This is a genomic window from Streptomyces sp. NBC_01445, assembly GCF_035918235.1.
Lineage (GTDB): Bacteria > Actinomycetota > Actinomycetes > Streptomycetales > Streptomycetaceae > Streptomyces.
This window is the reverse complement of sequence record NZ_CP109485.1, coordinates 7,156,402-7,169,580: the sequence shown is the minus strand read 5'-3', so window position 1 is coordinate 7,169,580 and position 13,179 is coordinate 7,156,402. Positions and strand designations below refer to the sequence as shown.

Sequence of the window (13,179 nt, the reverse complement as noted above, 5' to 3'; positions counted from 1 at the left end):
TTCACGTCCCGGCGATGCTCGACCCAGATAGCCTGAAATGCCCCATATGCTCCCTGCTTATGGCAGCTGACCAGACGACCTCGCCACCCGCGCGCCGCACCCACACCTCCACTCCCACCACGAAACGGGCGGCCGCCTTCACCGTCTGGTACCTGCGCGTCGTCACGTTCATCAACTTCCTGAGCGCGGTCTGGGTCTCCCTCGGCCAGGACCTGCAACGGCACAACACCAACGACTACTTCACCCCGTACCTGCTGACGGCCGGCTTCGCGTCCGGGGTCTTCACCTGGTTCCTGGCGATCACGATGCGCCGCCGCAAGCGCGCCGCGTGGATCCTCAACCTCGTGCTCAGCGGGCTGTTCCTGCTCCTGTTCATCCTCGTGATGTTCTTCCCCGAGGTGCGCCGCTACGCGCAGAACTGGATCTCGGTCGTCCTGACCGCCGCGTTCGTCGCCGCGCTGCTGCTCGGGCGGCGGGAGTTCTACGCGAAGGGGGACCGCTCGAACCCGAAGCTCGCGGCCGTGGTCGGGGTCGGCGGACTCCTCGTGACGTCCCTGTTCGCGACGTTCCTCGTGACCGTCACCAACCAGGCGCACGACGGGCACCACTCGACGTTCCTGGAGCGCTGGCGCTACGGCACCCTGCGCCTCATCTCGGTCGCCACCGACGAGTCCCGCTACCCCGGCATCACGTCGCCGAACTGGGTCAACGTCGTGATCAACATCCTGAGCACCCTCCTCCTGCTCGCCGTCGCGTACGCCGCGTTCCGCTCCCGCAAGGCCGTCGACCCGATCACCCCCGGCGACGAGGCGAAGCTGCGCACGCTGCTCGACAAGGACGGCGACCGCGACTCGCTCGGCTACTTCGCGCTGCGCCGGGAGAAGAGCGTCGTGTGGTCGCCGACCGGCAAGGCGGCCGTCGCGTACCGCGTCGTCGGCGGGGTCTCGCTCGCCTCGGGCGATCCGATCGGCGACCCCGAGGCCTGGCCGGGCGCGATCGACACCTGGCTCATGGAGGCGCGCGAACACGGCTGGATCCCGGCCGTGATGGGCGCGAGCGAGGAGGCAGGCACCATCTACGCGCGGCACGGCCTCGACGCCCTCGAACTCGGCGACGAAGCCATCGTCGAGATCGGCGCCCGGGGCGGAACCCCTGATCAGGGCTTCACGCTGGAGGGGCGGGCCATGCGCACCGTCCGGCAGGCCTACAACCGGGTCAAACGCGCGGGTTACGTGGTGCGGATCCGGCGCCACGAGGACATTCCCGCCGCCGAGATGACGTACCTGCTCCAGCGCGCCGACGACTGGCGCGACGGGGCGACCGAGCGCGGCTTCTCGATGGCGCTCGGCCGGCTCGGCGACCCGGGCGACGGGCGCTGCGTGATGCTCGAATGCACCGACGGGAAAGGCGAGTTGAAGGCCGTACTCTCGTTCGTCCCGTGGGGGCCCGAGGGGCTCTCGCTCGATCTGATGCGGCGCGACAGGGACTCCGAGAACGGGCTGATGGAGTTCATGGTCATCGAACTGCTCCAGCGGGCCGAGGAGATCGGGATCACGCAGGTGTCGCTCAACTTCGCGATGTTCCGGTCCGTCTTCGAACGTGGCTCGCGGCTCGGCGCGGGCCCGGTGCTGCGCCTGTGGCGCTCGCTGCTCAGCTTCTTCTCACGGTGGTGGCAGATCGAATCCCTCTACCGGGCCAACGCGAAGTACCGGCCCATCTGGGAGCCCCGCTTCCTGCTCTTCGAGAAGAGCGCCGACCTGCCGCGGATCGGCCTCGCCTCCGCGCGCGCCGAGGGCTTTCTGGAGGCGCCGGGCCTGCCGAACTGGATGCACCGCAGACATCTGGAGCCGCACCCGTGAGATCCCCGGCCGCCCTGGCCCGCGCCGAGTGGGGCCCGCTGTGGACGACGGTGCGCCGGGGGCTCGTCGACAGGAAGTGGCGGGCGGCGCCGATGACGCTCGGGGCGGTCTGCCTCACGGCCTTGTTCCAGTACCTCCAGAACCAGTCCTGGGGTTACCGATTCGTGCAGGACGTCGGCTCCGTGCGGGCCGAGGACCCGCTGTGGCTGTCGCTGCTGCGCACCCCGCTGTCCCTCTTCGTGCCGGCGCTCGACCTGCCGGTGTGGGGCGCCCTGGCACAGATCCTGCTCGTGTTCGGCATCGCGGAGATCTGCCTCGGCCGGTGGGTCACGCTCGCCAACGGATACGTCGCCACCCTCGTCGGCACCCTCTACGCCCGCCTGGCCATCGCGCTCGGCCCCGACGGACCGCTCGGCCTGCCCGCCTCTGACGCGCGGATCGTCGACAACGGCCCGTCGGCGGCGGTCGTCGGGCTCGCCATCTACGTGTGCTGGTGCTATCGCGCCCGGTGCACGGCGGTCGTGGTGGTCGCCCTCATGGTGATCGAGGCGACCGTGAGGCCGAACCTCGCGGGCAAGGAACATCTGGCGGCGATCAGCGCGGTCGCCCTGGTCGTCGTGGCGCGGTGGGCGCTGGGCGCCGTGCGTCACCGGGGCGCCGAGCGCTCCGGGTCGGGTGTGCCGCCGATCAGGTCCTGAAAGCCCCGGCTCATCCTCGACCAGCGCCGGTCGTGCCGGTACGCGCGCAGCCGCGATCTCGCCCTGGCCTTCGGGCGCCGCCGGTACCAGCGCTTCGCCCACGCCGATCCGGGCCGCGCGAGCCTGATGGCCCCGAACAGCGCGACGAACGGCACGAGTACGCCCACGACCGCGAGCCGGGGCTTCCCCTTGAACATGGCCAGCACCACGAACAAGAGGTTCACCAGGACCGTGAGGATCGCGGTGCCGCGCCCCTGCTCCTCCTGTCCCGACACGTCGTTCACGCCGAGCGGCGAGAAGCCGCTGAGGACGAGCAGCCCGAGCGCCGCCGCGAGGACCACCACCTCGACGCTCTGCCGGCCCTGCTCGGTCCAGTAGACGTCGGCGAGGTGCAGGATCAGGGCGAACTCGTCGAGGACCAGGCCCGCGCCGATCCCGAAGATCACCGCGCAGATCGAGGCGGTGACGCCGTGCCGCCCGCTACCGACCGCGCCGAACCCGCCGATGACGGTGAGGATCACGCCGGGCACCACGTGGTGGATGTGCATGCCGCCCGGGGTGACGTTGCGGAACGGCCCGCGCCCGGCGCGGATGAGGCGCGTGATCGTACGGGTCACGGCGAAGGTCAGCAGGAACGCGGCGAGGGCGAGCAGCAGTGGCAGCTTCCCCGGCTCGCCGATGTTCCGGTACCACCAGTCACCCATGCGGCCATCCTGCCGCCGGGGCCCGGGCGCCGCCCGCTGTGCTGGGCCCCCCGGGTAGCCTGCCGGGATGCCCGCAACCCCGGCCGACGGCCTCCGTTTCGCCTTCGGCACCCTCACCGTGCTCCCGGTCAAGGTCACCCGCTGGGACCGCGACGCGGCCCGCGCCGGAATGCTCTGCGCCCCCGTCGCCGGGCTCGTCGTGGGCCTGGCCGCCGCCGCGCTCGGCGGGCTCCTGACGCTGCTCGGCGCCGGTCCGCTGCTCGCGGCCGTGGCGAGCGTGAGCGTCCCGGCCGCGCTGACCCGGGGACTGCACCTGGACGGGCTCGCCGACACCGCCGACGGCCTCGGCAGCGGCAAGCCGGCCGAGGACGCGCTGCGCATCATGAAGCAGTCGGACATCGGCCCGTTCGGCGTCGTCACGCTCGTGCTCGCGCTCCTCGCCCAGGTCGCCGCCCTCGCCGAGCTGTACGCGGATTCGTGGGCGCGCGGCGCGCTCGCCGCCGTCGTCTCGGCACTCACCGCCCGGCTCGCGCTCACGCTGGCCTCGCGCACCGGTGTCCCGCCGGCCCGGCCCGAGGGCCTGGGCGCGGCCGTCGCCGGAACGGTGCCCGTGCGCGGGGCGCTGCTCGCCGCCGCCGTCACCGTGTGCGCCGCCGGGGCCGCGGGCGCCGTCACCGGCTCGGCGTACGGCGCCGTGCGCGGCGCGGCGGCCGCCGTCCTCGCCTGCTGCGCGGCCGAACTCCTGCTGCGCCACTGCGTGCGGCGCCTCGGCGGAGTGACCGGCGACGTCTTCGGCGGCGTCGCCGAGACCGCCGCCACCGCCGCCCTCGTCGTCCTCACTTTCGGCTGACACGGCCGCAGTCACATACCGCGCAGCGCACCCTCGCGCCCACGGGCGTAGGCTCCCCAAGGGGCCATACACCCCACGGCCCGTCAGAACTCGTTCAGACACCATGAAAGTAGGGACCTCACCACCGTGACTGCTCTGACTCTCAGCACCGCCGCCGCGTCCGGCCTGCGTGCCGACGCGATCGTCGTCGGTGTGGCGAAGGGTGCTGCATCCAAGTCCGGAGTGCTCGTCGTCGCCCCCGGCGCGGAGGCCGTGGACAAGGCCTACGACGGCAAGCTCGCCGCCGTCCTGGAGACCCTCGGCGCCTCTGGCGGTGAGGGTGAGGTGACGAAGCTCCCCGCCCCCTCCGGCTTCAAGGCCCCGGTCGTCCTGGCGGTCGGTCTCGGCCCGGTGCCGGAGAAGGACGAGTCGTACGACGCGGAGGCCCTGCGCCGCGCCGCCGGTGCCGCCGCCCGCACGCTGGCCGGTGCGAAGAAGGCCGCGTTCGCGCTGCCCGTCGGGGACCCGGGTGACGCGGGAGCGATCGCAGAGGGCGCGCTGCTCGGCGCGTACTCCTTCGACGCCTACAAGGAGTCGGCCCAGGAGGGCAAGAAGAACGGCAAGGCGCCGCTCGGCGAGATCGCCCTGCTCGGAGCCAAGCCCCGCGACAAGGCGTACAAGGCCGCCGTGGAGCGCGCCCTCGCCGTGACCGAGGAGCTCAACCGCGCCCGCGACCTGGTCAACACCCCGCCGAACGACCTGACCCCGGAGGCCTTCGCCGCCGTCGCCTCGGCCGCGGCCAAGGAGCACGGCATCAAGGTGCAGGTCCTCGACGAGAAGGCGCTCGTCAAGGGCGGCTACGGCGGCATCCTCGGCGTCGGCGCCGGCTCGGAGGCCCCGCCGCGCCTGGTGAAGCTCTCCTACACGTCGTCGAAGGCGGACAAGCACCTCGCCTTCGTCGGCAAGGGCATCACGTACGACTCGGGCGGCATCTCCCTCAAGCCGGCCGGTCACAACGAGACGATGAAGTGCGACATGGCCGGCGCCGCCGCCGTGTTCGCCGCCGTCGTCGCCTCGGCCCGTCTCGGTCTTGACGTGAACGTCACCGGCTGGCTGGCGCTCGCCGAGAACATGCCGTCGGGCTCGGCCACCCGCCCCGGCGACGTCCTTCGCATGTACTCCGGCAAGACCGTCGAGGTCCTGAACACGGACGCCGAGGGCCGCCTGGTCCTGGCCGACGCCATCGCCAAGGCCTCCGAGGAGACCCCGGACGCGATCGTCGACGTCGCCACGCTGACCGGCGCGATGATGCTGGCGCTCGGCAACCGCACGTTCGGCATCATGGCGAACGACGACGCTTTCCGTACGTCGATCCACGAGGTCGCCGAGGAGGTCGGCGAGCCGTCCTGGCCGATGCCGCTCCCCGCCGACCTGCGCAAGGGCATGGACTCCGCCACCGCCGACATCGCCAACATGGGCGAGCGCATGGGCGGCGGCCTGGTGGCCGGCCTCTTCCTCCAGGAGTTCGTCGGCGAGGGCATCACGTGGGCCCACCTCGACATCGCGGGCCCGGCCTTCAACGAGGCCGGCGCGTCCGGCTACACGCCCAAGGGCGGCACCGGTTCCGCGGTCCGTACGCTGGTGCGCCTCGCGGAGCGCACGGCCGCCGGTGACCTCGGCTGACGCAGAGCGGCACGCTTGACGGTCCCCGGGTGCGAAGACACCCGGGGACCGTTCGCTTTCGACGAAATCCGCAGCTTCCCGGACCCCCTCACCCGGGTTTCAGGTGTAACCGCCGTCTCACCCCCGGGCCCGGCGTCCCGTCCGCCGTCGACAAGTGCGAGGATGGGTCCTTGGCAGGACAGGGCCCCCACCACAGGGCCGAAGCATAAAAAGCGGCCGGACACCAGCCGCCGCCCGGTCACTGCAGACCGGCGTACGGCGCACATGCATGGAGGACGTGACGTGGCGAACGACGCCAGCACTGTTTTCGACCTAGTGATCCTCGGCGGTGGCAGTGGCGGTTACGCCGCGGCCCTGCGCGGAGCGCAGCTGGGCCTGGACGTCGCCCTGATCGAGAAGAACAAGCTCGGGGGCACCTGCCTGCACAACGGCTGCATCCCGACGAAGGCCCTGCTGCACGCCGGCGAGATCGCCGACCAGGCGCGCGAGGCTGACCAGTTCGGTGTCAAGGCCTCCTTCGAGGGCATCGACATCGCGGGCGTCCACAAGTACAAGGACGACGTGATCTCCGGCCTGTACAAGGGCCTGCAGGGTCTCGTCGCCTCCCGCAAGGTGACGTACATCGAGGGCGAGGGCCGCCTGTCGTCCCCGACCTCCGTGGACGTGAACGGCCAGCGCGTCCAGGGCCGTCACGTGCTCCTCGCGACCGGCTCCGTGCCGAAGTCGCTGCCGGGCCTGGAGATCGACGGCAACCGCATCATCTCCTCGGACCACGCGCTGAAGCTGGACCGCGTCCCGCAGTCCGCGATCATCCTGGGCGGCGGCGTCATCGGCGTCGAGTTCGCCTCGGCGTGGAAGTCCTTCGGCACCGACGTCACCGTCGTCGAGGGCCTCAAGCACCTCGTCCCGGTCGAGGACGAGAACAGCTCCAAGCTTCTTGAGCGCGCGTTCCGCAAGCGCGGCATCAAGTTCAACCTCGGCACCTTCTTCGAGAAGGCCGAGTACACGCAGGACGGCGTCCGCGTGACCCTCGCCGACGGCAAGACCTTCGAGGCCGAGGTCCTCCTGGTCGCCATCGGCCGCGGCCCGGTCTCGGCCGGTCTCGGTTACGAGGAGCAGGGCGTCGCGATGGACCGCGGCTACGTCCTGGTCGACGAGTACATGCAGACCAACGTGCCGACCGTCTCGGCCGTCGGTGACCTCGTCCCGACGCTCCAGCTCGCGCACGTCGGCTTCGCCGAAGGCATCCTGGTGGCGGAGCGCCTGGCCGGTCTCAAGACCGTCCCGATCGACTACGACGGCGTGCCGAAGGTGACGTACTGCCACCCCGAGGTCGCCTCCGTCGGTATCACCGAGGCCAAGGCCAAGGAGATCTACGGTGCGGACAAGGTCGTCGCTCTGAAGTACAACCTCGCGGGCAACGGCAAGTCCAAGATCCTCAAGACCGCGGGCGAGATCAAGCTCGTCCAGGTCAAGGACGGTGCCGTGGTCGGCGTCCACATGGTCGGTGACCGTATGGGCGAGCAGGTCGGCGAAGCCCAGCTGATCTACAACTGGGAAGCGCTGCCCGCCGAGGTCGCCCAGCTCATCCACGCCCACCCGACGCAGAACGAGGCACTCGGAGAGGCCCACCTGGCCCTCGCGGGCAAGCCGCTGCACTCGCACGACTAGGTCAGGCCGCAGGCTGGACCCAGTCGTCCCTGTCGTCCCCTGGGCGCGACGACCGACCACAGACTTCCGCACTTCCCCAAGCTCTCAACATCGCTCGAGCAGGGGAGACCCCACTAAGGAGCAACAGAAACCATGTCGGTTTCCGTATCCCTTCCGGCGCTCGGTGAGAGTGTCACCGAGGGCACCGTCACCCGCTGGCTGAAGGCCGAGGGCGAGCGCGTCGAGGTCGACGAGCCGCTGCTCGAGGTCTCGACCGACAAGGTCGACACCGAGATCCCCTCGCCCGCCGCCGGCATCCTGGCCTCCATCAAGGTCGCCGAGGACGAGACCGTCGAGGTCGGCGCCGAGCTGGCCGTCATCGACGACGGCACGGGCGCGCCCGCCGCCGCCCCGGCTCCGGCCGCTGCCGAGGCCCCGGCCGCCGCTCCGGCCCCCGTCGCCGAGGCCCCCGCGGCCCCGGCCGCCGCCCCGGCTGCTCCGGCCGCCCCCGCCGGTGCCGCTTCCGGCACCGACGTCGTGCTGCCCGCTCTCGGCGAGTCCGTCACCGAGGGCACCGTCACCCGCTGGCTGAAGGAGGTCGGCGAGGAGGTCGCGGAGGACGAGCCCCTGCTCGAGGTCTCCACGGACAAGGTCGACACCGAGATCCCCTCCCCCGTCGCCGGCGTTCTCCTGGAGATCTCCGTCGCCGAGGACGAGACCGCCGAGGTCGGCGCCAAGCTGGCCGTCATCGGTGCTCCCGGTGCCGCTCCGGCCGCCGCTCCTGCTCCGGCTGCTCCGGCTCCGGCCGCCGCTCCGGCCCCGGCCGCCCCCGCGGCCCCGGCCCCGGCTGCTCCGGCCCCGGCCCCGGTTGCCGCTCCGGCCCCGGCTGCTCCGGCCCCGGCCCCGGTCGCCGCTCCCGCTCCGGTCGCCCCCTCTGCCCCGGCCCCCGCCGCGGTCTCCGGTGACGACGGCGCGTACGTGACCCCGCTGGTGCGCAAGCTCGCGTCGGAGAACGGCGTGGACCTGGCCACCGTCAAGGGCACCGGCGTCGGTGGCCGTATCCGCAAGCAGGACGTCATCGCGGCCGCCGAGGCCGCGAAGGCCGCCCCGGCCCCCGCCGCCGCTGCTGCTCCGGCCGCCGCGAAGGCCCCGGCCCTGGAGGTCTCTCCCCTCCGCGGCCAGACGGTCAAGATGACCCGCATGCGCAAGGTCATCGGCGACAACATGATGAAGGCGCTGCACTCGCAGGCCCAGCTGACCTCGGTCGTCGAGGTCGACATCACCAAGCTGATGAAGCTGCGCGCCAAGGCGAAGGACGCGTTCGCGGCCCGTGAGGGCGTCAAGCTCTCCCCGATGCCGTTCTTCGTCAAGGCCGCCGCCCAGGCGCTGAAGGCCCACCCGGTCGTCAACGCCCGGATCAACGACGACGAAGGCACCATCACGTACTTCGACTCGGAGAACATCGGCATCGCCGTTGACGCCGAGAAGGGTCTGATGACGCCGGTCATCAAGGGCGCGGGCGACCTGAACATCGCCGGTATCTCGAAGAAGACCGCCGAGCTGGCCGGCAAGGCCCGCGGTGGCGGCCTCACGCCGGACGACATGTCCGGTGCGACCTTCACGATCTCCAACACGGGCTCGCGCGGTGCGCTCTTCGACACCGTCATCGTGCCGCCGAACCAGGCCGCGATCCTGGGCATCGGCGCCACGGTGAAGCGTCCGGTCGTCATCAACCACCCGGACCTCGGCGAGACCATCGCCGTCCGGGACATGACGTTCCTGTCGCTCTCCTACGACCACCGTCTGGTGGACGGCGCGGACGCCGCCCGCTACCTGACCACGGTCAAGGCGATCCTGGAGGCCGGCGAGTTCGAGGTCGAGCTCGGCCTGTAACTCTCGTCTCATCAGTGCGTACGCCCCCGTCCGGAGTCTTCCGGACGGGGGCGCCGCCGTATTGTCTAGAGGTCAACGCACCTTGGGGTCTGCCCGCCCGTCTCCCGACCACCGCCCCTCAATGAGGCCCTTCGGGCCGCACCTTCCCATCGCTGGAGGAGCCACCATGACCGCGCCCGTCGTCCACTCGCTGCGCGAACAGATCCGCGAGCACATCGTCGAGGGGATCGTCAGCGGGCGCTGGAAGCCGGGCGAGCGCATCGTGGAGCGCCGCATCGCCACGGAGCTGGAGGTCAGCCAGACGCCCGTGCGGGAGGCCCTGCGGGAGCTGGAGAGCCTGCGCCTGATCGAGTCCGCTCCCAACAAGGGCGTCCGGGTGCGGAATCTGACGGCCGCCGACCTGGAGGAGAGCTACCCGGTCAGGGCCGGTCTCGAGGCCATCGCGGCGGAGCTGGCGGCCGGGAAGCTGGCCGAGGACTGCTCGGCCCTCGAACCCCATGTGGCGGCCCTCTACCGCGCCGACCAGGAGGCCGACGGGACGGGCCAGGTGCGGCACACGGTCGCCTTCCACCGCGAACTGGTGCGTGCCGCGGGGAACTCCGTACTGCTGCACACCTGGGAGGGCCTCGGCATCGAGGTGTTCACGGCCCTGTCGATCCGGTGGCTCGGCACGGTCCAGCAGTCGTACGCGGAGGAGCACGAGGCGCTCGTGGCCGCGTTCCGGCGCCGGGATCCGGCGATCGCCGAGCTGGTGAAGGCGCACGTGCTCGGCTGCGCCCCGCGCGCCTGAGCCACACCCCGCTCAGACGTCGTCGCGCCACCCTTCCCACCTGCGAGAATCCGCCGTACTGCCTTCGAAAACAAGGCACCCGGTGCCCCGTTCAATGGCACCGGATGCCCACTTTCTCCGTCTGAGGAAGTTTTCTCCCTCAACCCTTTGATCGATCATCGATCAGGGAGTTAGAGTCGCCGACGGGTCTCCACCAGAGACCCACGCCCTGTCCTGCCAAAGACCTAGGGCACCCCCACCCTTTCCGCTAAGGGAACCCCCCTCCGACTCAGGAAGGCGGCGCAATGACCGACCCCTCCGCAATCCAGCCGAGCGAGCTCGACCAGCTCCCGGACCGCGACCCCGAGGAGACCGCCGAATGGCAGGCCTCCCTGGACGCCGTTACCAAGGCGGCCGGGCCGCACCGTGCCGCGTACCTGATGCGCCGCACGCTGGAGCGCGCCGAGGGCTCAGGCCTGGCGCTGCCGAAGCTCCTCGAGACCGACTACGTCAACACCATCCCGACCGCCGCAGAGCCGGCGATCGAGGGTGACGAGGCGCTGGAACTGAAGATCGCCGCGTGGAACCGCTGGAACGCGGCCGCGATGGTGACCCGTGGCTCCAAGTACGGCGTCGGCGGCCACATCGCCACGTTCGCCTCGGCGGCCTGGCTCTACGAGACCGGCTTCAACCACTTCTTCAAGGGGAAGGAGGGCGACGGCTCCGGTGACCAGCTGTACATCCAGGGCCACGCCTCCCCCGGCATCTACGCCCGCGCCTTCCTCGACGGCCGCCTGAGCGAGCAGCAGCTCGACCACTTCCGCCAGGAGTCCGGCGGCGACGGCCTGCCGTCGTATCCGCACCCGCGGCGCCTGCCCTGGCTGTGGGAGTTCCCGACCGTCTCCATGGGCCTCGGCCCGCTGTCGGCGATCTACCAGGCGCGGTTCAACCGCTACCTCACCAACCGCAAGATCAAGGACGTCTCCGCCTCGCACGTGTGGGCGTTCCTCGGTGACGGCGAGATGGACGAGCCCGAGGCCACCGCGGCCCTGGCGCTCGCCTCGCGTGAGGGTCTGGACAACCTGACCTTCGTCATCAACTGCAACCTGCAGCGCCTCGACGGCCCGGTCCGCGCCAACTTCCGCGTGGTCCAGGAGCTGGAGGCGCAGTTCCGCGGCGCCGGCTGGAACGTCATCAAGACGCTCTGGGGCTCCGCCTGGGACGAGCTGTTCCAGCTCGACACGACCGGCGCGCTCGTGCGCCGGCTGCGCGAGGTGCCGGACGCCCAGTTCCAGACGTACGCGACGCGCGACGCCGCGTACATCCGCGAGCACTTCTTCGGCTCCGAGCCCGCGCTCGTCGAGCTGGGCCGGCTGCTCACGGACGACAAGATCGCCGAGTGCTTCAAGGTCTCGCGCGGCGGCCACGAGCCCCGCAAGGTGTACGCGGCCTACCGTGCGGCCCTGTCGCACGCCGGCGCCCCGACCGTGATCCTGGTCCAGACGGTCAAGGGCTTCACGCTCGGCAAGGGCTTCGAGTCCAAGAACGCCAACCACCAGATGAAGAAGCTGACGGTGGACGAGTTCAAGGACATGCGTGACCTCCTTGAACTGCCCATCTCCGACAGCCAGTTCGTCGACGGCCAGGTCCCCTACGGCCACCCGGGCGCCGACTCCCCCGAGGTCCGCTACCTCCAGGAGCGCCGCGCGGCCCTCGGCGGCCCCGCCCCGGCCCGCCGCACGCACGCGATCGCCCCGCTGCCGGCCCCGGCCGACAAGGCGTTCGCGTCCTTCGACAAGGGCTCAGGATCGCAGTCCGTGGCCACGACCATGGCGTTCGTACGCCTGGTCAAGGACCTCGTACGCGACAAGGAGACCGGCAAGCGCTGGGTGCCGATCGTCCCGGACGAGGCGCGCACCTTCGGCATGGAGTCGCTGTTCCCGTCGCTCGGCATCTACTCCCCCAAGGGGCAGACGTACGAGCCGGTCGACCGCGACCAGCTGATGTACTACAAGGAAGCCACGGACGGCCAGATCCTCAACGAGGGCATCACCGAGGCCGGCTCCATGGCGGACTTCATCGCCGCCGCCAGCGCGTACTCCACGCACGGCGAGGCGATGATCCCCTTCTACATCTTCTACTCGATGTTCGGCTGGCAGCGCACGGCCGACCAGATGTGGCAGCTCGGCGACCAGCTGGGCCGCGGCTTCCTGGTGGGTGCCACCGCGGGCCGTACGACGCTGACGGGTGAGGGTCTGCAGCACGCGGACGGTCACTCGCCGGTCATCGCGGCGACCAACCCGGCCGCGCTGTCCTACGACCCGGCGTTCGCGTACGAGATCGGCGCGATCGTCAAGGACGGTCTGCGCCGCATGTACGGCGAGGCGGCCCCGGGCGAGGACCGAGACGTCTTCTACTACCTGACGGTCTACAACGAGCCGATGCCGCAGCCGGCCAAGCCCGCGGGCGTGGACGAGGGCATCCTCAAGGGCCTGTACCGCTTCAACACCGCCGAGTCGGCCGGGGTGAACGTCGCGGCCGCCAACGCCCCCCGCATCCAGCTGCTCGGCTCGGGCACGGCGATCCACTGGGCCCTCGAGGCGCAGAAGCTGCTGGCCGAGGAGTGGGGTGTCGCCGCCGACGTGTGGTCCGCGACCTCCTGGACCGAGCTGCGCCGCGACGCCCTGGAGGCGGACGAGGCGATCCTGCGCGGCGAGGAGCGCACTCCCTACATCCGTACGGCGCTCGACGGCGCCCAGGGCCCGGTCCTCGCGGTCTCCGACTACATGCGCCAGGTCCCCGACCAGATCGCGCAGTGGGTCGAGCAGGACTACTCCTCGCTCGGTGCGGACGGCTTCGGTCTCTCCGACACCCGTGAGGCGGCCCGCCGCCACTTCGGCATCGACGCGCAGTCGATCGTCGTCGCGGCCCTGGCCCAGCTCGCCCGCCGCGGCGAGGTCAATGCCTCGGCCGTGAAGGAGGCGCGCGAGCGCTACGGCCTGTAGTCCCTTGTCATGCGTGCCCCGTCCCGATTGCCGGGGCGGGGCACGCGTGCGTGAATGAGGAGGAGTCCGCAGGAGTTCCAGGGGGGCGC

General features: G+C 71.2%; 9 protein-coding genes. 8 read left to right on the top strand and 1 reads right to left on the bottom strand.

From position 1 onward, the window contains the following. Positions 1 to 59: 59 nt before the first annotated feature. Together OG574_RS32570 and OG574_RS32565 are read left to right on the top strand one after the other, a co-directional pair. Positions 60 to 1,859, top strand: a complete 1,800-nt coding sequence (locus OG574_RS32570) for a phosphatidylglycerol lysyltransferase domain-containing protein (protein ID WP_326776124.1) — start codon at positions 60 to 62, stop codon at positions 1,857 to 1,859. Beyond that, a complete protein-coding gene (locus tag OG574_RS32565; protein ID WP_326776123.1) occupies positions 1,856 to 2,557 on the top strand; it encodes a hypothetical protein in 702 nt (233 codons plus the stop codon). Before OG574_RS32570 ends, OG574_RS32565 begins: the two co-directional genes overlap by 4 nt. Here the strand turns inward: OG574_RS32565 and OG574_RS32560 are convergent. Then, positions 2,506 to 3,261, bottom strand: coding sequence for a hypothetical protein (locus OG574_RS32560; RefSeq protein WP_326776122.1), 756 nt, complete (start codon positions 3,259 to 3,261; stop codon positions 2,506 to 2,508). The genes OG574_RS32565 and OG574_RS32560 overlap by 52 nt on opposite strands. 67 nt (positions 3,262 to 3,328) lie before the next feature. Between OG574_RS32560 and OG574_RS32555 the strand changes: the two genes are divergently transcribed. From OG574_RS32555 to aceE, 6 genes are all read left to right on the top strand, one after another. After that, positions 3,329 to 4,111: an adenosylcobinamide-GDP ribazoletransferase gene (locus OG574_RS32555; RefSeq protein WP_326776121.1), complete on the top strand. Its 783-nt coding sequence runs from the start codon at positions 3,329 to 3,331 to the stop codon at positions 4,109 to 4,111. 126 nt (positions 4,112 to 4,237) lie between these two features. Then, positions 4,238 to 5,773, top strand: a complete 1,536-nt coding sequence (locus OG574_RS32550; protein WP_326776120.1) for a leucyl aminopeptidase — start codon at positions 4,238 to 4,240, stop codon at positions 5,771 to 5,773. Positions 5,774 to 6,055: 282 nt separating this feature from the next. Beyond that, a complete protein-coding gene (lpdA, locus tag OG574_RS32545; protein WP_100592133.1) occupies positions 6,056 to 7,444 on the top strand; it encodes a dihydrolipoyl dehydrogenase in 1,389 nt (462 codons plus the stop codon). A gap of 132 nt (positions 7,445 to 7,576) precedes the next feature. Further along, complete coding sequence (gene sucB / locus OG574_RS32540) at positions 7,577 to 9,316, top strand: 2-oxoglutarate dehydrogenase, E2 component, dihydrolipoamide succinyltransferase (RefSeq protein ID WP_326776119.1); 1,740 nt, start codon at positions 7,577 to 7,579, stop codon at positions 9,314 to 9,316. A gap of 166 nt (positions 9,317 to 9,482) precedes the next feature. Next, positions 9,483 to 10,106: a GntR family transcriptional regulator gene (locus OG574_RS32535; RefSeq protein ID WP_100592131.1), complete on the top strand. Its 624-nt coding sequence runs from the start codon at positions 9,483 to 9,485 to the stop codon at positions 10,104 to 10,106. 284 nt (positions 10,107 to 10,390) lie between these two features. Then, positions 10,391 to 13,090 carry a pyruvate dehydrogenase (acetyl-transferring), homodimeric type gene (gene aceE / locus OG574_RS32530; RefSeq protein WP_100592130.1) on the top strand — a complete coding sequence of 900 codons (2,700 nt, stop codon included), beginning with the start codon at positions 10,391 to 10,393 and terminating at the stop codon, positions 13,088 to 13,090. Positions 13,091 to 13,179: the final 89 nt, after the last annotated feature.